The sequence below is a fragment of the Streptomyces sp. NPDC020983 genome, from assembly GCF_044333485.1.
Classification (GTDB): domain Bacteria; phylum Actinomycetota; class Actinomycetes; order Streptomycetales; family Streptomycetaceae; genus Actinacidiphila.
Genome location: NZ_JBIRRA010000013.1, coordinates 197224 through 217794, shown reverse-complemented (window position 1 = coordinate 217794; position 20571 = coordinate 197224). Strand labels below are relative to the sequence as shown.

Annotated in this window: 17 protein-coding genes; 8 read left to right on the top strand and 9 right to left on the bottom strand. The window is 73.7% G+C overall.

Annotated elements, in window-relative coordinates; all coding sequences use genetic code 11:
* Window positions 1-7 precede the first annotated feature (7 nt).
* The 4 genes from ACH4SE_RS27535 to ACH4SE_RS27520 all read right to left on the bottom strand — a co-directional run bounded on the left by ACH4SE_RS27535 (window position 8) and on the right by ACH4SE_RS27520 (window position 6612).
* A complete protein-coding gene (locus ACH4SE_RS27535; protein WP_398546169.1) occupies window positions 8-985 on the bottom strand; it encodes an ABC transporter permease in 978 nt (325 codons plus the stop codon).
* A 114-nt stretch (window positions 986-1099) separates the two neighbouring features.
* Window positions 1100-2902, bottom strand: a complete 1803-nt coding sequence (locus ACH4SE_RS27530; RefSeq protein WP_398546168.1) for an ABC transporter substrate-binding protein — start codon at window positions 2900-2902, stop codon at window positions 1100-1102.
* A gap of 95 nt (window positions 2903-2997) precedes the next feature.
* Window positions 2998-4023, bottom strand: coding sequence for an ABC transporter permease (locus ACH4SE_RS27525; RefSeq protein WP_398546204.1), 1026 nt, complete (start codon window positions 4021-4023; stop codon window positions 2998-3000).
* A gap of 438 nt (window positions 4024-4461) precedes the next feature.
* A complete protein-coding gene (locus tag ACH4SE_RS27520; protein ID WP_398546167.1) occupies window positions 4462-6612 on the bottom strand; it encodes a prolyl oligopeptidase family serine peptidase in 2151 nt (716 codons plus the stop codon).
* Window positions 6613-6875: 263 nt separating this feature from the next.
* On the opposite strand from ACH4SE_RS27520, the gene ACH4SE_RS27515 reads away from it, so the two are divergent.
* The 4 genes from ACH4SE_RS27515 (at window position 6876) to ACH4SE_RS27500 (ending at window position 10907) form a co-directional block, all read left to right on the top strand.
* On the top strand, window positions 6876-7070 hold the full coding sequence (locus ACH4SE_RS27515; protein WP_031521375.1) for a hypothetical protein: 195 nt from the start codon (window positions 6876-6878) through the stop codon (window positions 7068-7070).
* A gap of 31 nt (window positions 7071-7101) precedes the next feature.
* Entirely contained in the window at window positions 7102-8052 is a 951-nt protein-coding gene (mshB, locus tag ACH4SE_RS27510) for an N-acetyl-1-D-myo-inositol-2-amino-2-deoxy-alpha-D-glucopyranoside deacetylase (RefSeq protein ID WP_398546166.1), read from the top strand.
* Entirely contained in the window at window positions 8049-8417 is a 369-nt protein-coding gene (locus ACH4SE_RS27505) for a DUF6113 family protein (protein WP_398546165.1), read from the top strand. Before mshB ends, ACH4SE_RS27505 begins: the two co-directional genes overlap by 4 nt.
* 153 nt (window positions 8418-8570) lie before the next feature.
* Window positions 8571-10907 (top strand): hypothetical protein, encoded by a 2337-nt coding sequence (locus ACH4SE_RS27500; protein ID WP_398546164.1) that lies wholly within the window; start codon window positions 8571-8573, stop codon window positions 10905-10907.
* Between the two features lie 15 nt (window positions 10908-10922).
* On the opposite strand, the gene ACH4SE_RS27495 is transcribed toward ACH4SE_RS27500, so the two are convergent.
* From ACH4SE_RS27495 to ACH4SE_RS27485, 3 genes are read right to left on the bottom strand one after another with little or no spacing between them, the layout of a single operon-like run.
* A complete protein-coding gene (locus ACH4SE_RS27495; protein WP_398546163.1) occupies window positions 10923-11246 on the bottom strand; it encodes a histidine kinase dimerization/phosphoacceptor domain-containing protein in 324 nt (107 codons plus the stop codon).
* Between the two features lie 7 nt (window positions 11247-11253).
* Window positions 11254-11994 carry an ABC transporter permease gene (locus tag ACH4SE_RS27490; protein ID WP_398546162.1) on the bottom strand — a complete coding sequence of 247 codons (741 nt, stop codon included), beginning with the start codon at window positions 11992-11994 and terminating at the stop codon, window positions 11254-11256.
* On the bottom strand, window positions 11991-12986 hold the full coding sequence (locus tag ACH4SE_RS27485) for an ABC transporter ATP-binding protein (RefSeq protein WP_398546161.1): 996 nt from the start codon (window positions 12984-12986) through the stop codon (window positions 11991-11993). The genes ACH4SE_RS27490 and ACH4SE_RS27485 overlap by 4 nt, the downstream gene beginning before the upstream one ends.
* Window positions 12987-13488: 502 nt before the next feature.
* Here ACH4SE_RS27485 and ACH4SE_RS27480 point away from each other — a divergent pair.
* The 4 genes from ACH4SE_RS27480 (at window position 13489) to ACH4SE_RS27465 (ending at window position 18614) form a co-directional block, all read left to right on the top strand.
* On the top strand, window positions 13489-14199 hold the full coding sequence (locus ACH4SE_RS27480; protein ID WP_398546160.1) for a class I SAM-dependent DNA methyltransferase: 711 nt from the start codon (window positions 13489-13491) through the stop codon (window positions 14197-14199).
* Window positions 14200-14333: 134 nt separating this feature from the next.
* On the top strand, window positions 14334-17480 hold the full coding sequence (locus ACH4SE_RS27475) for a SpoIIE family protein phosphatase (RefSeq protein ID WP_398546159.1): 3147 nt from the start codon (window positions 14334-14336) through the stop codon (window positions 17478-17480).
* Window positions 17481-17602: 122 nt separating this feature from the next.
* Entirely contained in the window at window positions 17603-17929 is a 327-nt protein-coding gene (locus ACH4SE_RS27470; RefSeq protein WP_398546158.1) for a nuclear transport factor 2 family protein, read from the top strand.
* A 64-nt stretch (window positions 17930-17993) separates the two neighbouring features.
* Window positions 17994-18614 (top strand): response regulator, encoded by a 621-nt coding sequence (locus tag ACH4SE_RS27465; RefSeq protein ID WP_398546157.1) that lies wholly within the window; start codon window positions 17994-17996, stop codon window positions 18612-18614.
* Window positions 18615-18804: 190 nt separating this feature from the next.
* Here the strand turns inward: ACH4SE_RS27465 and ACH4SE_RS27460 are convergent, their stop codons facing one another.
* Together ACH4SE_RS27460 and ACH4SE_RS27455 are read right to left on the bottom strand one after the other, a co-directional pair.
* Complete coding sequence (locus ACH4SE_RS27460; protein WP_398546156.1) at window positions 18805-19620, bottom strand: transglutaminase family protein; 816 nt, start codon at window positions 19618-19620, stop codon at window positions 18805-18807.
* Complete coding sequence (locus ACH4SE_RS27455; protein ID WP_398546155.1) at window positions 19617-20435, bottom strand: GNAT family N-acetyltransferase; 819 nt, start codon at window positions 20433-20435, stop codon at window positions 19617-19619. The genes ACH4SE_RS27460 and ACH4SE_RS27455 overlap by 4 nt, the downstream gene beginning before the upstream one ends.
* Between the last annotated feature and the right edge of the window lie 136 nt (window positions 20436-20571).

Here is a 20571-nt window from a genome sequence, read left to right as displayed (position 1 = left end):
CGGTCTCCTAGGACAGCCGGATGCGCGGGTCGATGAAGGCGTAGACGGCGTCCACGACGATGTTGAAGAGCACGATCATGAAGGCGCTGAAGAGCATCACGCCCATGAGCATCGGGAGGTCCGTCTGCTGCACCGAGCGCAGCGCCAGCTGGCCCAGCCCGGAGAGCTGGAAGGTGTACTCGGTGATCATCGCGCCGCCCAGCAGCGATCCCAGGTCGATGCCGAGGATCGTCACGATCGGGATGAGCGAGCCGCGCCAGGCGTAGCGGAAGAAGACGTACCCGCTCGACATGCCCTTGGCGCGGGCGGTGCGGACGTGCTCCTCCTGGAGCTGCTCCAGCATCGTCGAGCGCGCCATACGGGTGTAGTTCGCGGTGAACAGGATCGACAGCACGCACCACGGGATCAGCAGGCCGTTGAACCAGGAGACCGGATTCTGCGTGAGCGGCACGTACTTGGGCTGGTCGAAGATCTGGTTGTTGTACACCACGAGCGCGAGCACCAGCGGACCGACGAAGTAGATCTGCATCGAGCTGAGCACGAGCGAGGCGGAGCTGAAGGCCTTGTCGACCAGGGTGCCGCGCTTCCAGGCGGCCAGCATGCCGGTGGCCAGGCCGAAGAGCAGGAAGACCACCATCGCGCCCAGTGCGAGCGACAGCGTCGTGGGCAGCCGGTCCATCAGCGTCGGCCACACCGGCTCGCTGGTGGCGAAGGAGTAGCCGAAGCACGGCGCCGGGCAGTTGCCGGCCGCGAAGTGGTGGCCGGTGAACATCCGCACCATGAACAGGTAGTACTGCACCGGCACCGGGTGGTCGAGACCCAGGTTGTGGTGGATGATCTTCAGGTTGTCCGGCGTGCAGTTCTTGCCGCACGACAGCAGGGCCGGGTCGTGGGGTATCGCGAAGAACAGGAAGAAGGTGAAGGCGCTGATGAACAGCAGGATGACCACAGCGCCGAGCGTCCGGCGGACGAGGAATCGAAGCATGGCGGTCGCAGCTCTCTGAGGACGGGCGGCGGTGGACCGGGAGGCCGTGTGCGCGGGCGCCCCGGTGGGGCCGGACGGCTGCCCGGCCCCACCGCGGCGTTGCGCCGGACGGTGCTACGGCTTGAGGAAGAGCTTCGTGCAGTCGATGCCCGACCACATGTTGTTGTAGACGGCGCCGCCGACCTTGGAGCCGAACAGCTGGAGCTGCTTGTAGTAGACGGTGGGCACGCCCGGGATGACCTTGGTGACGATGTAGGTGTTGAGGTCGAACCACGCCTTCTGCGCGGCCGCCGGGTCCGTCAGCGCCGAGATCCGGTCGATCTCGCTGTTGATGTGCGGGTCGTTGACGTGCGCGTAGTTGGGCGCCTGGTCGGCGATCGTGCGGCCGTCGAAGACCGGCGGGATCACCGTGGAGGCGCTCGGCCAGTCGGCACCCCACGCGGAGGCGTAGATGTCGTACTGGTTGTCGACCTTGCCGATCAGGTCGTAGTACGTGTCGGACGGGAGCTCCTTGCGCTGCACGTTGAAGCCCGCCCGCTTCAGCGCGGCGGCGATGGCCACCGAGTACTGCTGGCCCTGCGTGGTGTTGATGTAGGCGTAGGTGATCTTCGTGTTGAGCTTGCCCGCGTCGGTGAGGATCTTCTTGGCGGCGACCGCGTCACCGTTGGGGTTGGCGATCTTCCCCAGCGGGTCGGCCTTCTGGTAGCCCGCCAGCGCGGGGCTGAGGTAGCCGCCCGCGTACTCCGCGCCGTACTCGGCGCCGAGCGCCTGGTAGACCGGCTTGGTCGGGATCGCCAGCGCGAGCGCCTTGCGGACGTTGAGGTCCGTGATCCGCTTCATGTTGAAGTCGACCTGCCCGGTGAACGGCTGGTAGCCGGCCACCGTGCGCTTGTAGATCGACGGGGTGCCCACCACGGTCGGGGTGTTGTCGGTGTCGACGGCGTTGGAGAAGCTCACCGTCGTCTGGTTCTCACCCGCGTCGGACATCATCCGCTTGGTGGAGTCCTCGTACTGGTGGTTGAACGTGATCGCGAAGGAGTCCACGTACTGGTGCCGCGCCGAGTCGGTGCTGGGGTCCCACGCGGGGTTCTTCACCAGGGTCATCGACTTGCCCTGGTTGAAGTTCTTGATCATGTAGGGACCGGAGGCGACCGGGGCCTTGTCGTACGCCTGCTTGGTGTCCTTCGCGGAGTCCACGGTCGCGTAGCCGGGCAGCGCGAACAGGTAGGGGATGTCGGGCTCGGGCTTGGCGAAGTGGAAGACGACCGTCTTCTCGTCCGGCGTCGACAGCAGCGTGTCCGGCAGGTGCTGGCCGTTGTACGGGCCGGCCGGCAGCAGCTTGCGGTAGTCGGTGCCGCTGGTGTTGGCCAGCCACTGCTGGAGGTAGGCCGGGCCGTTGGTGATGAACGGCGCGAACAGCCGCTCCACCGACCAGCGGATGTCCTTCGACGTGATGGGGGTGTTGTCCTGCCACTTGATGTTGTCCTTCAAGTGGAAGGTCCAGGTCTTGCCGCCGTCCGACTGCTCGCCGCTGTTGGTCGCGAGGTCGCCGACCACGGTGTACTTGCCCGCGTTGTCGAGCTTGTACGTCGTCAGGCCGCGGTGGATCAGCGTCGCGAGCTGGTACTCGTTCTGGACGTAGATCTGGCCCGGGTCGAGGTGGGTGTAGCTGTCGCGCTCCAGCACGTTCATCGTCCCGCCGCTGACCGCTCCCGGTACGGGCTCGGCCGGGCCCTTCGACGCGGCGTCGTCGCCGAAGGTGATGGCGCCGGCCAGCTCCTGGGCGCTCTTGCTCTGCTTGGCCTTGGCGTCCTTGTTCTCGACGGACTTGTGCCCGCCGCCCCCGCCACTGCTGCACGCGGTCAGGACCAGTGCGCCGGCGGCGACCGCCACCAGCGCGGCCCGCGTTCTACGCATGTAGACTCTCATATCGGTTGTGCACCCCTGTCCGTCGTAACGATGAGCTGCAAAGCGGTCCTGTGCGGGGCGACGCCGCCCCCGCAGCGGCGTCCCTAACGTGCGGCCTTCGGGTCGAAGGCGTCACGGACCGAGTCCCCGAGCAGGTTGAAGGCGATGATGAAGATCACCATCGCGACGCCGGGGAAGAACATGTACGTGATGTCGTTCTGGTAGACCTTCGCCCCCTGGGCGAACATCCGTCCCCAGTCCGGCGTCGGCTCCACGAGCCCGACCCCCAGGAACGACAGTCCGGCTTCCGCCGTGACGAAGGTCGGCAGCATCAGCGTGCTCTGGACCAGGATCGGCGTCACCAGGTTCGGCAGCAGCTCACGGCGCACGATGCGCCACGACGAGGCCCCCGTGACCCGGGCCGCCTCGATGAACTCGCGCTCACGCAGACTCAGCACCTGCCCGCGCAGCAGCCGGGCGAGGCCCATCCAGCCGAGGAACCACTGCACCGCGATCAGCGCGACGACCCGCAGGTAGGTCGGCGTCTCGTCGGTCGGGCTCACGAAGATCGCCGTGACCACGGGCATCACGGCGACGAAGAACAGCTGGGCGGGGAAGGCCATCAGCAGGTCGGTGATCCGGCCGATGAAGTAGTCCGTCTTGCCACCGAGGTAGCCGGCCGTCACGCCGAGCAGGATCGAGGTGATCGTCACCGCGATCGTCACCGCCACGGCGATGAACAGCGAGGTGCGGATGCCGTAGAGGAGCTGCGTGAACACGTCCCGGCCGAGGCCCGGCTCGATGCCGAACCAGAAGCGCCCGCTGATGCCGCCGTTGGGGGCGATCGGATACCCGAAGTCGTCCAGCAGGCCGGGCTCGTCCTGACCGTAGAGGCTGTACGGGTTGTTTCCGTACAGCTTGGCTATGACCGGCGCGAGGATTCCTATGAGGAAGAAGAACACCACGACGTAGGCCGAAATCACCCCGGCGCGATCGCGTTTGAAACGGCGCCACATCAGCTGCCCCGGCGAGCGGCCCGCGAGTTCGGGGGCGACCGCGGGCACGGCGTCGGTGACCTCTCCCGGTTCGCCGGGCGGTCCGGAGACGGTGGTCTCGGTGGAACTCGTCATCGCGATGGCCCCCGCTGGTGCTGTCACTGATCGAGCAGATGGCTTGAGACTCCCGCGACGGGTGGACACGTCGTGAGTTGCCGGGACTGTCGCAACGAAAGCAAGTTCCAGTCAAGAGGTCGCGGAGGGAAGAAAGCGTGATCGACTGCTTCTTGAGCGAAGCTTGAGCAGATCGTCTTCCCGGCGTGCTTGACAGCTTCCCACCGGGGGAGACATGTCCGATTTGGCGGGGCGAATCGCGTTTACACGCGTGCAACCTGACGGAGGCTTGACCGATATACGGACCGGGTTTCCTGCTGTGCGTACCCCCGGGGAGGGTCCGGGCAGCCGCGCGCGGGACATCCCGGGGCGGGGAACCGCGACGCGCGCCACCGCGGCGAACCGGCGGACCGCGACGTGGCGGTGGTGGCACCCGCTGCCGCGGGTGACCCCGGTCGCCTACCCGGCGAGGGCGCGGTGGAGGAAGGCGACCTGGAGGCGGAGCAGGTTTTCTGCGACCTCCTCCTGGGGAGTCATGTGCGTGACCCCGCCGGAGAGCGGCAGAACCTCGTGCGGCCGACCCGCGGCCAGAAGAGCGGTGGAGAGCCGCAGCGTATTCGCGACCAGCACATTGTCGTCCGCGAATCCGTGAATGATCATCAGGGGGCGGGCCGGCTCCGCGAGATGGGGAATACCCCCGGCCGTCACGACGGAATTCGCGTCATAGGCGTCCGGCTGCTCCTGCGGGAGACCGAGATAACGCTCGGTGTAATGCGTGTCGTACAGCCGCTGGTCCGTCAGCGGCGCGCCCGCGATGCCGGCGTGGAAGACGTCGGGGCGGCGCAGCACCGCGAGCGAGGCGAGCGTGCCGCCGAAGGACCAGCCGCGGATCGCGACCCGGGAGAGATCCAGCGGGAAGGACCCGGCGAGTGCGTGCAGCGCCTCGATCTGGTCCTCCAGCACCACCTCGGCGAGCCGTCCGCCCCCGATCGCCTTCTCCCAGGCGGGGGAGCGGCCGGGGGTGCCGCGGCCGTCCGCGACGACCACCGCGAAACCCTGGTCGGCGAACCACTGCGAGACCAGGTGCGGGTCGTGGGCGGCCGTCACGCGCTGGCCGTGCGGACCGCCGTAGGGATCCATCAGGACCGGCAGCGGGCCGTCGCTCGCGGAATGCTCCGCGGGCAGCAGCACCGCGCAGGGGATGCGCCGCTCGCCGGCCTCGGTGAGGCGGACGCGCGCCGTGAGCGACGGGGACTGCGCGTGCGAGGCGATCTCGGCGACCTGCGCGCCCGCGCGCAGCACCCGGGTGCGGACACCGGGCCGGCCGGGCAGCGAGGAGGTCAGTACGGTGGTGTCGCCCCCGCGGACCGCGGAGTGCACGCCGGGCTCGCCGGTGACGCGGACCGGCCCCTCGGCCGTCACCCGGTAGACGTGGATCTGGCCCGTCTCCGGCTCCGCCGCCTCCTCGCCCGCCGAGGCGCTGACCAGCACGTCCTCGCCGTCGGCGGCCAGGACGGCCCGCACGTGCAGGGTGCCGTCCGTCCAGGGCCGGCCGTCCGCGGTCAGGACGCGGGCCCCGCCGGTGTCGGTGATCCGCAGCAGCGCCCCGTCCGGGCGCAGGGCCGGCACACCGGGGAAAAGATCAAGCCAATCTGGATCTTCCTCGGCGGCCGCGAGGCTCGTCGCGCCCGATTCCGTGTCCACCGTCAGGTAGTGCTGGGTGCGCTGCCCGCGCGTCTGGACCAGCAGCACGGGCGGCCCGGCCGCCGTCCAGTGCACGGCCGCGAGGTAGGGGAAGCGTTCCCGGTCCCACGTCACCTCCCGGCGTGAGCCGTCCAGGCCGAGCAGCCACAAGGTCACCTCGGCGTTGGGCGTGCCCGCCGCGGGATAGGCCACCTCGACCGGCGCGCGGTCCGGCTGCGCGGGCTCGGACAGCCAGCGCCGGGCCACCCCCGACTCGTCCACCCGCGCGGCCAGCAGCGCCGAGCTGTCCGGCGCCCACCAGAAGCCGCGGTGCCGCCCCATCTCCTCGGCGGCGACGAACTCCGCGAGGCCCCACGTCACGTCGTCCCCGTCCGGCTCGGCCAGCGCGCGCCCGCCCGCACCGTCACCGCCGTCCGCGGCCACGACCCGCAGCGCGCCGCCCGCCGAGAAGGCGACCCAGCGCCCGTCCGGCGAGGGCCGCGGGTCCACCACCGGACCCGGCACGGGCAACTCCCGCGCAGCGCCGCCCTCTTCGGACAGCCCCACCGTGAACAACCGCCCGGACAGCGCGAAGGCGGCCGTCGTCACCCCGGCGTCCACCGCGTAGCCCACGACGCCCGCCGAGGACTGCCGGCTGCGCTCCCTCCGGGCCCGCTCGGCCGCGGGCAGCTCCTCCTCGGAACCGCCCAGCACCGCCACGGGATCGGCCGCCACCCGTTCCCGTACCGCCCCGCCCTCCGCGGCCGGCAGATCCAGCACCCACAGCAGCTGCGCGGAATCCGTGCCCGTGCGCGAGCGCAGGAAGACCACCCGGTTCCCGTCCGGCGCCACGGTGAACGCCCGCGGCACCCCGAGGGTGAACCGCTGTGTCCGCGCGTGCTGCCGGGGGAATGAGAGGTACGTCATATCCGTGACAGTAGGGGGTGGTGCCGACAATCGCCTCCGGATTTCCGTCCGACACCGCCGTACACCACCCGACCTGCGGCGCTACGGGCGGGGCCGGCCGGGGGACGCGGCGGCGCGGTGGCTGGATCTGGTCATGCGCCCCCTAGTGCTTCCGTGCTCCGACCTATGCGGTCGCACGGAAAGTTATGATCCGTTGCCATGGGTGGGTAATAAGCATGTGGCAACTGACATGACCCCTGCGTCGTACCTGGAGGTGAGCCGCTGTGGCACTCTCGATTTCGGCGGTGCTGCTGCTGCTGATCATCGTGGTCCTGCTGATCCGACGGTCCGGGTTGAAGTGGGGCCACGCCGTGGCGTGCACACTGCTGGGCTTCTACCTGGCGAGCTCGTCCTGGGCTCCGCAGATCAACGATCTCACCAACAACGTCGCGGGGATGATCTCGGACATCAAGTTCTGAGGGCCCCGGGCGGGGGTCGTAGGCTTCCGCCATGACCGACCGAACCACCCCGTCCGCGCGTCACGCGCGCCGGTTGCTGCTCGTCCACGCCCACCCGGACGACGAGACGATCAACAACGGCGCCACCATGGCGAAGTACGCGGCCGAAGGGGCCCTCGTCACCCTGGTCACATGCACCCTGGGTGAGGAGGGCGAGGTCATTCCGCCCGAGCTCGCCCACCTGGCGGCCGACCGGGACGACACCCTCGGCGAGTACCGCGTCGGCGAGCTGGCGGCCGCGATGGCCGAACTGGGCGTCACCGACCACCGCTTCCTCGGCGGTCCCGGCCGCTACCGCGACTCCGGCATGATGGGCGTCGCCCAGAACGAGGTGCCCGGCTGCTTCTGGCAGGCCGACCTCGACGAGGCCGCCGGCCACCTGGCCGAGGTCATCATGGACGTACGCCCGCAGGCCCTCGTCACCTACGACGACAACGGCGGCTACGGCCACCCCGACCACATCCAGGCCCACCGGGTCGCGATGCGCGGCTACGAACTGGCCGCGGAGCAGGGCCACCGGGTGGACAGGGTCTTCGAGATCTGCACCCCGCGCTCGGCCGTCGAGGAGGGCTTCGAACGGCTCGCGGCGGTCGGCGAGGACTTCCCCTTCGGCGGTGTCGCGACCCCCGGCGACGTCCCGGGCGTGGTCGACGACGAGTCGGTCAGCGTCGTCATCGACGGCAGCGCGTACGCGGACCGCAAGGCCGCGGCGATGCGCGCGCACGCCACCCAGATCGCCGTGGACGGCCCCTTCTTCGCGCTCTCCAACGACCTGGGCCAGCCCTTCTTCAGCACCGAGTACTACCGCCAGGTGCGCGGCGACGCGCTCCCCGGGGCCGGGCCGGGCGCCCCGGTGACCGACCTCTTCGCCCGGCGGTCCCCTGCCGCCTCCGGTCCGGGCGCAGGCTCCGACGACGACGGCCTCGGCGGAGGTGCCGCGTGACCACCCCCCTCTCCCTGGGCCGGCTGCTCGGCTACCTCGGCCTCGCCGTGCTGGGCGCCCTCGTCGCGCTCGCCGGGGCCCTCGTCCAGGCGGGCCTCTTCCCCGGCGGGCTGCTGCTGAGCCTGGCGGGCTGCGCGGCGCTCTTCTACGGAGGCCTGAAGGCCACCGGCAGCCGCGTCGGGGTCGCGGTGCCCGCGGGTATCTGGCTGATCTCGGTGATCCTGCTGAGCACCACCAGGCCCGAGGGCGACTTCCTCTTCGCGGCCGGCGCCGGCTCGTACCTCTATCTGCTGGGCGGCGCCGTGGCCGCCGTGATCTGCGCCACTTTGCCGCAACTGCTGCCATCTGGGGCGAATAAGGCCTGACTTGGCGGGCAGGGGCGAGGCCGTGGTTGGCTGGCCCCGAGCGTTCCGCCCGACCAGGGCCGCCGCTGGCGGCCGGTCGGTATGGTGGGGCCCGCCGGCGAGCCGCAAGCGGGGAACCATGTCGGGCGGCGAAGCACACCGGGAGAGCCTGCTTTGACTCGTGAAACAGACAGTTCGTCCTCCGGGGCCCAGGGCCGCGGCGGCGCCGCGTACCCGTCCGGGACGCAGCCCTACGGCAGCCGCCCCTTCCCCTCCCTGCACCCGCAGGAGCGGCCCCGGTCCGCGGACGCTGACGACGGCTCCGCCGGCACGGGTGCATCCGGTGCCGGGCAGGAGCAGGGCGCCGAGGAGCCGCCCCTCCCGGACGAGCCCAGGACCGAGACGACGCTGACGACCCGGATCCGCATCAACATCCCCGGCTCGCGGCCGATCCCGCCGGTCGTCGTCCGCCAGCCGGTCGACGAGGCGGCCGCCGCTGCCGCGGCGCCTGCCGCCGAGACGCCCGAGGCCGAGCCGGAGGGCCGCCCCGAGCCGGAGCCCGAGAAGGCCACCAGCGACTGGTTCTCGCCGCGCAAGCCCGTCGCCGCGCCCGAGGCACCGGCCGCGGACGAGCCCGCGGCGCCGCCCGCCGCGAACCCCCCCTACGCCGGTGGCGTGCCCTACCTGCCGCCGCCGGTGGGCGGCGCGCCCGGCGAGGGCGAGGCGGCCCGCGGGCCGCACGACACCCCCGCGGCGGGCTTCCCCGCCCCCTTCGCCGAGCCGGCCCCGCCCTTCGGCTCGCCCTTCGACACCGGTTCCGCGCCGCGCCCGCCCGTGTCCGGGGGGGCCGCGCCCTTCGCGTCCGGCTCGCCCTACGACACCGCGGCGATGCCCGCGGTGGACGAAGGCCGTTCGCCGTACGACACGGGGTCGACGCGGCTGCCGGGCGACGGGTCCTCGCCGTACGACACCGGTTCCACGCGGCTGCCGGGTGAGGGGTCCTCCCCGTACGACACCGGTTCCACGCGGCTGCCGGGTGACGGGTCCTCCCCGTACGACACGGGTGCGACTCCGGTCGTGGGCGACCCGCAGTCCCCGTACGACACCGGGTCGCACTCCCCGTACGACACCGGGTCCCACTCCCCGTACGACACGGGGCCGCAGTCCCCGTACGGCACGGGGTCGCACTCCTCCTCCTACGACACCGGTTCGCAGCCGTTCGGGACCGACGACTTCCCGCCAGGGGTGCCGCGGCCGACGGGCGCCGACCCGGCGAGTCCCAGCTACACCGTGCCGGCCTTCGGCGGGGCGCCCGGCCCGTCGTACGAACCCACCGCGGGTCCGGCGAGCGGGACGATGAACGTGCCGCCGCTCACGCCCGACCCCGCGCCCACGCCGCCCGGCGGCACCGGCCGGGTGTCCGGCGACACGCTCGTGAGCGGCATCCCCGCGGTGCCGCCCGGCGGGCCCCGGCAGGCGCCGCCGCGCAGACCCGGGTCCGAAAGCGGGCCGGAGGCGGCCGCGAGACCGGCCGCGCCCGCGCCCGCCGCGGCCCGGCCGGTGAAGAAGGGCCGCTCCAAGCCCGTGCTGCTGGGCGCGGGCGTCGCCGCCCTGGTCGTCCTCGCGTACGGCGCGGGCCTGGTCATGAACCACGCCGACGTGCCCAAGGGAACCACCGCCTTCGGGGTCGACATCGGCAACCAGAACCGCGCGACCGCGGTCAAGATGCTCGACGACGCGCTCGGCAACCGCCCCACCGCGCCCCTCCAGCTCAGCATCGGCGGCACCAGGACGACCCTCAAGCCGTCCGTGGCGGGCCTGTCCGTCGACACGGACGCGACCGTGCGGGCCGTCGCGCACGCCGACTACAACCCGGTCTCGGTGATCGGCTCGCTCTTCGGCGGCAGCCGCACCGCCGACCCCGTCTTCGTGATGGACGAGGACAAGCTCAAGGCCGCGCTCCAGGCGCTCGCCGGCAAGGGCGAGGGCGGCACCGAGGGCATGGTGCGCTTCGAGGACCACAAGGCCGTCGCGGTCCCCGGCAAGGCCGGACACACCTTCGACGTGGACTCCGCGGTGCAGAAGGTCGAGGCGGCCTACCGCACCCGCGTGGAGACCGCCGCCGACCCGGTCGTGGCGCTGGAGGCCACCACCGTGGCGCCGAAGGTCACCCAGGCCGAACTGGACAGGGCCGTCAACGGCTTCGGCAAGACGGCGATGTCCGGCCGGGTGACGGTGCGGGCGGACGCCGTGCACTCCATCTCGTTCGACAACACGCTGCCGCAGTTCCTGACCATGACGGCCGACGCGGACGGCAGGCTCGCCCCGCACATCGACCTCGCCAAGCTCAAGGAGCTGTACGGCAAGGCCTTCCAGAACGTGAAGCTGGAGCGGGGCGACGGCTCCAGGACCGCCGTCACCCCGCAGGACGTTGCGACCGCCCTCATCCAGGCGCTCAACGCGAAGGACTCCGCCGGGCGCACGGTGACCTTCCCGAACGTCGCCCGGTAGCACGCCCCCGGCGCCTCAGGGCGCCCCGCCCGGCAGGCCCTCGCGGACTTCCGCGAGGGCCTGCCGGCTCACCCGGCGTATGTCGCCGACCTCCTGCGCGGCGCGGGCCGGGGAGGCCGCGAGCACCCGGCCCGCCAGCTCGCTCTTGATCGCGATGAGGGCCAGCGCGTGGCCGAGCCCGTCGTGCAGGACGCGGGCGCGGGCCACCGCCCGCCGGGCCTCTCGCAGTTCGCGCCCCGTACGGGCCAGCCGCAGGCCCGCCAGCGCGCTCCCCAGCAGGACGGCGCAGGCCGCCGCGGCCCGGATCCCGGCCGCGGACGGCGGTGTACCGAGCGTCATGGCGCCGTCATGCCTTCCGGGTGTCCTTGCGGTACAGCCAGGCCGCCGTGCCCGAGAAGAGCAGCAGGTAGACGACCAGGACCGTGACGTCCTTGGCGTGCGGGGCGTCGCCGAACTCGATGGACTGGCCCAGCGCCGCGTACGCCCGGCCCGGAAGGTAGCCGGCGACGGTGCGCAGCCAGTGCGGGAAGGTCGTGAAGGGCACCCACAGGCCGCCCAGCATCGCGAGCGCGAAGTAGCACAGCATCGAGACCGGCCGGGCCACGTCCGTCGTGGCGACGTAGCCGATGGCGACGCCCAGCGCCGCGAAGACCATGCTGCCCGCCCACACGCCGGCCAGGAGCGCCACCCACTGCCACGCGTCCAGCGACACGCCCTTCACGGCCGCGCCCAGCACCAGTACGACCAGGATCGCCGGCAGGCTGACGGTCGCCGCCGAGGCGATCTTCGCGGTGACGTAGCCGCGGCCGGGCAGCGCGGTGAGCCGCAGCTGCCGCACCCAGCCCTTCTCGCGCTCGCGTGCGATGCGCTCGGCGTTGCCCATCAGCACCGCGGTCATCGCGCCGAACGCCGCCATCGCGACCATGTAGTACGCGACCACGGTCAGGTCGGAGCCGTCCAGTTTCTTGTGCGTGTCCGCCCCCGCCGTGATGATCAGGAAGAGGAAGCCGGGGTAGAGCACCGAGAAGAACATGAACTTGCGGTTGCGCAGTGTGCGCAGGATTTCCAGCTTGACCAGGGTCTTCATCGGGCGTCCCCCTCCCCGGCGGGCAGCGCGCCGGCGTCGTTGCGCGCGGCGTCCGCCGCGTCGGTGATGGCCAGGAAGGCCTGCTCCAGACCCAGCCCGGAGACCTCCAGATTGCGCGGGTAGAGGCCGAGGCCGTAGACCGCGTGCACCGTCGCGTCCGCGTCGTCGGAGCGGATGCGGACGGTCGGGCCGGTGATGTCGAGCCCCACCAGATGCGGCAGGGCGCGCAGCGCGGCCTCGTCGACCGCCCCGTCGAGGTCGAAGGTCACCCGGCGGGCGCCGGCCCGTGCCTTGATCTCGGCCGCCGTGCCGTCCGCGATCAGCCGCCCCTGGTGCAGGACCAGGACGCGGTCGGCGATCGCGTCGGCCTCCTCCAGGTAGTGCGTCGCGAAGAGCACCGTGCGGCCCTGCTCGACCTGCCCGCGCATGGTCGCCCAGAAGGCCTGCCGGGCGCCGACGTCCATGCCGACGGTCGGCTCGTCCAGCACGATCAGGTCGTTCGCCCCCGCGGTGGCCATCGCGAAGCGCACCCGCTGCTCCTGGCCGCCGGACAGCTTGTTGACCATGCGGGACGCGATGTCCGTGACGCCCGCCGCGGCCAGCACCCGGTCCACCGGATACGCCTTCGGGTGCAGGTCGCAGGCGAGGCCCACCAGCTCCCGGACGGTCACCTCCTCCATGAGCCCGCCGCTCTGGAGCATGGCCCCGACCCGGCCGGCCCCGATGGCCTGCGCCGGCGTCGTCCCGAAGACCCGCACCTGGCCGCCGTCGGCGTTCTTCAGCCCGAGCAGCAGGTCGAGCGCGGTGGACTTGCCCGCGCCGTTCGGCCCGAGCAGCGCCACCGTCTCACCGGGGTACAGCTCCAGGCTCACGTCCGCCACGGCGCGCACGGCCCCGTAGCTCTTGTCCACCGACACGAACTCCACGGCGGGCCGCCCTGCCTCCCGGGCCTGCGCCGCCGTGCCGTCCGTCGTGGTCGCCGTCGTTCTCATACGCCCAGGCTCGCGCGCGGACCGGGCGGCGCGGCAGTGCCGTGGGTCGTGTCTTCCGCATGACAGATGTCATACGGCGCCGTACGGGGGCGGGCCGGGCGTACGGATCCGGGGGCAGGGGCGGGCGGCGCGTTCCCCGCGTACGGCACGGGCCGGCCCCGCGGCTCGGGGAGCCGCGGGGCCGGCGTCGCGGGCCCGGTCGGGCCCCCTGCGCGGTGCGGGTCAGGCGGACGGGAACCAGCCGGCACGGAGCGTGGCGGGTGCCTCGGCGCTGCCCGGGGCCATGACGTCGGGGGTCTTCATCGTCGGCGTACCTTCCCATGCCTCGTCGTTCCGGCGGGGCGAGCGCCGGACGGCAGCGGCTCGCCCGGGCACATCATAGGTCCGCGAGGCCCCGGCGATCATGGTCGCCCCCGTGCGGCCCCGCGCCTGCCGCCGCGCGGGGCCGCCGGCTTGGCGCGGCCGGACGGGGTGTCAGACCCCGCCGCTACCGTCCTGGGACATGACCGGTACCGCCCGGACACCCGGGATCCACGAGACCTCCGACGAGGTGCGCGAGGCCTACGAGGCCGCCGCGCGCACCTTCTACGACACCGTCGCCGCCGACTACGACGCCCGGTTCGGCGACGGGGCCGCGGCGCTGCCGATGGAGCGCGCGATACTCGGCGTCTTCGCCGAGCAGGTGCGGGCGGACGGCGGCGGGGCCGTCCTGGAGGCCGGTTCGGGACCGGGCCGGGTGACCGCCTACGTGCACGGCCTCGGGCTGGACATCCGCGGGGTGGACCTCTCGCCGGTGATGGTCGCGATGGCCCGGCGCGTCCACCCCGGGCTGCGCTTCGACGTCGGGTCGCTGACCCGGCTCGACGTGCCGGACGGCGGGCTCACGGGCCTCCTGGCCTGGTACTCGCTCATCCACCTGCCCCCCGCCCACGTCCCGGAGGCGCTCGCCGAGTTCCACCGCGCCCTCGCCCCGGGCGGACACCTGCTGCTGGGCTTCCAGGCGGGGGAGGGCGTCAAGCGGCACGAGCAGGCTTTCGGCCACGACGTGGCGCTGGACTTCCACCGGATGTCCCCCGAGGGCACCGCCGCCGCGCTGGAGGCGGCCGGCTTCGACGTCACGGCCACGGTGGTCCGCGCCCCCGCCGGGGACGAGCCGGTGCCGCAGGCCTACCTGCTCGCCCGCCGCCGGGCCGGGGCTCCCGCGGGAGGGTGACGCGGGGACGCCGGGCGGCCGGGTGCGGCGAACGGCGTAAGAATGGTGCCACGGCGAACGAAAGCGGGTGAAGCTGGGCAGATCAGGCAGGACGGGCCAGGAAGTACGGCGGACACGAGGCTGGTGATGCGCTGATGGCTGCGGCACCGGACGCAGGCCCGGGGGGCGGGACCCCGGGGGGCCGGCCCGCCGGGCGCTCCGGCCCCGCCGAGCCCGCTCCGGGCGGTGGCGGGGCGCCGGCCGAGGCGTCCTCCCGCGGCGGGGACGGGCACCCGGCGCCCGGCACCCGCGAGCTCGTGCGGATCCGGCTGGTGGAGGAATTCGACGGCAGCGGCGAGGCCGATCTGCTGCGGCTGGCCCTCCAGCAGGCCGTGGGCGCGCTCGGCGGCTACGGCGGCCTCGCCCATCTCTCCGCGGCCGAGGGGCTGCTGCGGCTCGTCGCCGTCAGCGGGCTGCCCGGCGCGGTCGCCCGCCGCTGGGAGGACCTGTCCCCGGACACGGCCACCGCGCCCGCGCGCGCCGTGACCCGCGGCACGGTGTGCTGGTCGGCCGGGCGCCCACCCGTGGGCGGCACGGCACCGGCCGCCGGGTCCGCGTCCGGAGGACCGCGCGGCCCGGACGGCCGCACCCGCACGGACGGGCGGCCGCGGGCCGCCGAGCCGCCTGCCGGTGAGCTACGGGCGGCCGAGCCGCCCGCCGCCGATCCGCCCGGCGGCGTGGTCGCCGCGCCCGTCGTGGTCGGCGGCATCCCGGTGGGGGCCCTCGCCGTCCTGACCGGCGAGCCGCCGGACGCCGCCGCCGAGGCCTTCCTGGCCCGGCTCGCCCGCACGGTCGGCGAGCGGCTGCCGCACACCCGCCGGCCGTACGGCGGCTCGCACTGGTGGCAGGAGCCCACCGGGGTCCGCGGACAGGTCATGCAGCAGATCAGCGCCGGCACCTGGAGCTGGGACCTGCGCACCGGGGTGCTGGACATCGACGAGACGGCCGAGACGCTGCTCCCCGCGGCCGGGCTGGACCCGGCCACCTGGAACCACCGGATCGAGACGTGGATGTCCCGCGTCCACCCCGACGACCGGCCGAGCGTGGAGGAGTCCGTCACGACAGCGCTGGCCGGCGGCCAGCCGTACGCCGTCGAGTACCGGATCGTCGATGCGGAAGGCGCGGTCAGCTGGGTGGAGCTGCGGGCGGTGTTCGAGCACGACGAGGAGGGCCGAGCGGTCCGGCTGTCCGGCACGGCCTGGAACGTGACGGACCGGCGCAGCAAGCTCACCTGGCTCGCGGGGCTCTTCGAGCGGCACCCCGACCCCATCCACGTGCTGGACGCCGAGGACCGGGTCGAATGGGCCAACCGGGCCGCCCGCGCCCTGGGCCGGGGCGGGGGCGCCGAGGTCCTCGGGCGGATCCCCTGGGAGACCGTGCCCGAGGCCGCCGAGCAGGGCGTCCCGCTGCTGGCCGCGGCCCGCGCCGCCCCCGGCAAGGCCGTCTCCACCGAGCTGACGTACGAGGATCCGGGCGGCGCGCCGGTCTCGTGGCTGGTGCGGGCGGTCGACGTCGGCGGCTTCGTCGCCACCCAGATGGCCGACATCACCGAGCGCAAGGCGGCGGAGACGGCCCGCGCCGAGCGCACCCGCCGGATGATCGACCTGAACGGGGCGCTGATCCGGGCGCTCGACACCCGGGAGGTGATCGACGCGATCACCGCGCACGTCCTGCCGATGGTCGCCGCCGAGGGCCTCATCGTGCACGATCTGACCGGAGGGGGACCGCAGCTGGTGGCCGTGGCGGGCTACACCGCCGACTACCGCGCCGAACTGGAGGCGCCCGGGATGCCGCAGCGGTTCGCCGACGCCGTCGGCAGCGACGGGCCCCGCTTCTACGCCACCCGCGACGAGCTGGAGGCCGCGCTGCCCGGCATCGTCCCCCTCGCCCGGCACGGCGGCAAGCACGCCTGGGCGGCGCTGCCCCTCATCGTCAGCGACCGCCGGGTCGGCTCGTGCGTCATCAGCTGGCCCGCCCCGCACGACTTCTCCGAGCACGAGCGCTCCCTGCTCGGCACGATCGCCGTCATCATCGGCCAGTCCCTCGCCAAGGCCCGGATGTACGAGAACGCCCGGCACCGCGCCGAGCGCCTCCAGCAGGAGCTGCTGCCCGGCGGCCTGCCGCCCACCACCGGGGTGCGCGCCCGGGCCCGCTACCGGCCCGCGGAGGGCGAGGAGGTCGGCGGCGACTGGTACGACACGATCGCGCTGCCCGGCGCCCGCAGCCTCGCCGTCATCGGCGACGTCCGCGGGCACGGCCTCGAACAGGCCATCGCCATGGGCATCATCCGGCACGCCGCCCTCACCGTCGCCTCCCTCGACCTGCCCGTCGACGAGGTCATGGCGCACCTCAACGACGCCGCCGCCCGCCTCGGCCCGCTCACCGCCACCTGCATGCTCGTGCTCTACGACGCCACCACCGGCGCCTGCCGCTTCGCCTCCGCGGGCCACCCGCCCCCCGTCCTGCTCACCCCCGGCGGCGAGGCCCACGAGATGGAGCTGCCCTGCGGCCAGCCGCTCGGCCAGGCCTCGGTGCCCGCGCCCGTCAGCCACACCCCGCTGCCCGAGGGCAGCGTCCTGGTCCTCTACAGCGACGGGCTGCTGGACGGCGACACGCGCGACGTCCGGCCGCTCACCGGCCTCGTCACCCGCTACGCCGCCGCGGCCCCGCTGCCGCGGCGCGAGGAGCGCCGCGACGCGTGGCTCGACACGCTGTGCGACACCATCGGTGTCCACCTGCCCGCCGCTCCGCACCGCGAGGACGACGCGGCGCTCATGACCCTCGCGCTCGGCCGCGTCCCCGCCGAGCGGATCGCCGTCTGGGACCTGCCGTTCGCGCCCGAGACCGCCGGGCGCGGCCGCGCGCTGGCATCCGAGCGGATCGCCGCGTGGGGGCTCGGCGACCTCACCGACACCGCCCTGCTCGTGGTGAGCGAGCTCATCGGCAACGCCGTACGGCACGCCGTCGGCATCGGGGCGGACGTCGCCGACCACGCGGCCGGCCACCTGCGGCTGCGGCTGCTGCGCCTCCCCGGCGACGAGGGCAAGGGCGACGAGATCACCTGCGAGGTCTACGACGGCTCGCAGGCCACCCCGCGGGTGCGGCACCCCCTGCTCGACGACGAGTTCGGCCGCGGGCTGCAACTCGTCGCCGTCACCGCCCGGCGGTGGGGGACGCGCTACACCGAGGGCGGCAAGTGCATCTGGGCGACGGTGGCGGGAGCCCCCGGGGGAACGGCATGAGCGGGGCCCACCGGGCGGGCGGGGCGGGCCGGGGAGGCCGGCCGGGGCGGGCGGCACGCTTGCGGCCGCGGGCCCACCTGATCGGCGGGAAGCGGACCGGGCCCGCCGTTCGTTGGCAGGACATGACCCACGCACCCCTCCCCGTCCCCGTCGCCGCCGCCCTGGAGGCCGCCAACGCCGGTGCCGTCGAAGACTTCCTGGCCGCCTTCGCCGAGGACGGCGCCGTCGACGACTGGGGCCGCGAATTCCGCGGCCACGACGCGATCCGCGCCTGGAGCGACGCCGAGTTCATCGGCAAGCAGGTCCGCCTCGACGTCACCGCCTGCCGTACGGACGGCGCCACCACCACCGTCAGCGCCCAGGTCGGCGGCAACGGCTACAACGGGCCCTCCGACTTCGCCTTCACGGTCGACGGCGACCACGTCAGCCTCATGAAGATCACCGGCTGAGCCGGCCCCCGGCGGCGAGGGGCGCCGCGTCCTGCCGCCGGCGCAGCTCACTAGGCTGGCCGCCATGACCGACGCGCGGCCCGTACGGGTGCTCCTCGCCGACGACCAGTCCATGGTCCGGGAGGCGCTGGCGACGCTCCTGGGGCTGGAGGACGACATCGAGGTCGTCGCCCAGGCGGCCCGCGGGGACCAGGTGCTCGCCGCGGCGAGGGCGGCGGCGCCGGACGTCGCCCTGCTCGACATCGAGATGCCCGGCATGACCGGCATCGAGGCGGCCGCGCAGCTCCGTGCGGAGTGCCCGGGGGTGAAGGTCGTGATCGTCACGACCTTCGGCCGCCCCGGCTACCTGCGGCGTGCGATGGAATCCGGCGCGGACGCCTTCCTCGTCAAGGACGCCCCCGCCTCGGAACTGGCCGACGCCGTCCGGCGGGTGCTGCGGGGGGAGCGGGTCATCGACCCCGCGCTCGCCGCGGCGGCCCTCGCGGAGGGCGCGGATCCGCTGACGCCGCGGGAGCGCGACGTCCTGTCCGCGGCGGCGGACGGCGCGGTCAACACGGACGTCGCGCGGCGGCTGGGGCTGTCGGAGGGGACGGTGCGGAACTATCTCTCGACGGCGATCCAGAAGACGGGGGCGAGGAATCGGGCCGAGGCGGTGCGGATCGCCCGCGAGAAGGGGTGGTTGTGACGCGGCCCGCGGCCCGTGGGGGTCCGCGCTCCTCTGAGGGGGCGTCGCTTGGGGTGGCCGTTCGCCGTTCCGCCGGTGGGGGTTGCTCGCCCCTTTCCTCGCGCCGCCGGGGGTTGTCCGGCGGGGCATCGCGCACTCGGGTGCCACTCCGGGGTGCGGGGGGAAGCCGCCGTCCGTCGCGGACGGGTGGTCAGTTGAGGTGGGCGCGGGCGGCGCGGGCCTGGTGGTGGAGGGACTCCGCCGTTTCGGGGTCGAAGGCGCCGATGACCTCGGCGTAGGCGTCGAGTTCGGCGGCACCGCCGAGGAAGTCCCCCATGGTCACGAGGAGCTTGGCCCGCTCGTAGCGGAGCTTGGCGGGGTGGCGGGGGAGGAGGAGGGTGAGGTCGAGGGCCCAGAGCTGGACGGTGCGGCGTTCGGGGCGGGGCGCAGCCCATACGCGGATGTTGCCGAGGATGCGCTGGACGATGTCCAGCGGGTCGGCGGGGCCGTACGCGTCGGTGCCGCCGCCGGCGAGGGCGTCCGCGGCGAGGGGGCGGCCGAAGTCGAAGGGGTTGACGACGACGTGCTCGCCGTCGGGGTCGCCGATGCCGACGACGAAGTGGCCGGGGAGGGCGATCCCGTAGACGGGCGCGCCGGCGCGGCGGGCGACCTCGATCCAGACGACCGACAGGAGGATCGGCAGGCCGCGGCGGCGGCGCAGCACCTCCTGGAGGAGGGAGGACTCCAGCCGCCGGTAGTCGGCGGGGGTGCCGTGGAAGCCGTGGCCGCGGCCGAGGACGCGGTGCAGGGCCTGGGCCCAGCCGTGGGGGGTGTGCGTCCCGGCGGGGAGCAGGCCGGCGAGCCGGTCGAGTTCGATCTGGGCGAGGTCGGCGGCGGTGCCGTCGAGGGCGGGGTCGGCGCGGGCGCCGATGAGCAGGCACAGGTCGGCGAGGTCGGGCCGTTCGTCCCTGGCCGCGGCGGCGAAGCGGTCGGCGGGGGGCTCGGTCCGGGGCTGGTCCGGGGTCATGCGGCGGGCCGCCGGTAGTGGTAGCCGTGGTGGTCGGTGAAGCCGAGCCCGTCGTAGAGGCGGCGGGCGGCGTCGTTGTCGGCCTCGACCTGGAGGTAGGCGGCGGTGGCGCCCTCCTCGGCGGCGCGCCGGGCGAGGGCGCCCATGACGGCGGTGGCGAGGCCCTGGCGGCGCCGTTCCGGTATGACCTCGACCGCCCCGAAGAGAACCCAGCGGCCGTCGACGACGGCGCGCCCGATCGCGCCCGGGGTGCTCGCGAACCACACGGACGGCCCACCGGAGACGACCCGGAGGGCGGCTTCGGCGAGGTCGCCGGTGCGGTGGTAGGCCGCGAGCCAGCCGGCGTCAGGGGTGCGGGACAGGGCGACCTCGGCGGCGGTGCGCGGCAGCCGGGTGAGGGGCGCGAGGGGTGCGGTCCTGACGAGGGTGTCGGCCTCGCGCACCCAGCCGCGGGCGTCGAGTCCGGCGGCGAAGGGCGAGGAGTCGGGCAGCTGGACGTACGGGGTCGTGCCCCGTTCGCCGTACCAGCGCACGACCGCGGCGAGGGCGTCGTCCAGCGGCATGCCCGGATCGCCGTTCGCGAGGGCGGAGTTGGCGCGCCGGGTGAAGCCGCCCGCGGCCCGCAGCGTCCAGCCGCCGAGCGCGGCGGTCTCGGTGGCGGGCCAGGCCCGGGAGGCGACGGCTTCGAGGTCGCCGTCGCTCACGGCGGGCACCCCGGCGGCGCGGCGCGGGGGCGCGGGCGGTACGACCTTGCCCGCGACGAGCGCCGATTCGGCGATCGGCACCGTCATGCCGTCCCTGCGCGTGATGTTCACCACCCCCTCATTCCAGGATGCGAGAACACCGACCGTATCGGTGAACGTAGGATGCCCGTCGACGATCTCCGTCAACTGCCGCACCGAAACACGTTTTCCCACGTCAGCGGGGGTGATCCGGACTGCGAGTCGCGCT